Source organism: Bradyrhizobium sp. Ken64 (genome assembly GCF_055807555.1).
On sequence record NZ_JBVVPA010000079.1, the window covers coordinates 1 to 684 of the forward strand.

The 684-nt window shown below is 57.3% G+C and carries 2 protein-coding genes; both read left to right on the top strand.

Annotated features, from left to right (window positions below; genetic code table 11):
* Positions 1–471 (top strand): carbohydrate porin (locus tag AC0L2F_RS35710; protein ID WP_473251520.1); only part of this gene is annotated, 471 nt, incomplete at its 5' end.
* A 13-nt stretch (positions 472–484) separates the two neighbouring features.
* Positions 485–684, top strand: a 200-nt coding sequence (locus AC0L2F_RS35715; protein WP_473251521.1) for a hypothetical protein, incomplete at its 3' end; no start/stop codon positions are given.

Below are 684 nucleotides of genomic sequence, written 5' to 3' on the forward strand. Positions count from 1 at the left end.
AGCAAGTATGTCGATTTCGAATTCGGCGGTCGGAATGCCGGGAATTACGCAGCCTATCTTCTGGCGGATCGACAATTCGTCCAACTTGCTCCAGTCGAAGGTCAGGCGGCAAGGGGATGGTACGCTGGTCTCACCGCGATGTACGCTCCGCCGGAATTCAATCGCGTCAGCGAGTATTATGAGGCACGCCTCTATGGCATAGGTCTGCTGCCGTCCCGGCCAGGCGATATGGTATCCTTGGTTGTCTCCTGTAATGTCTTCAGCCAATATCTGGTCGATGCCGCCGTGCGAGGCGGCCAGCTCGCGCATACTGACAATTTTTCGATAACTGCAGCCTATTATGCACCCGTTGCGCCCGGCATCCGCGTGGGCATCGGGCTCGGGTACACCAATCACCCCACGCCGGTGGTCTATACGCCGCAGACCGGGAGTGCCCTCAACGTGTTAACCAATGCGACGATGTACTGGTGAGGCGACCATCGCGATGACCTCGCTAAAGCGGCGCGTTTGCGTGTGGGTCGCTGCCGTTGTCGTGCTTGTCGTCTCGATGGGGGGCACAACCGCCCAAACCCTGTCTGGCCAGATTGCCGGCCAACCGAAAAAGATATTGCTGCTTCATACATTCGGTCCGAATTTTGAGCAGGGAGCCGCATGGAGCAGGGAAATACAGAGAGAACTCAACAA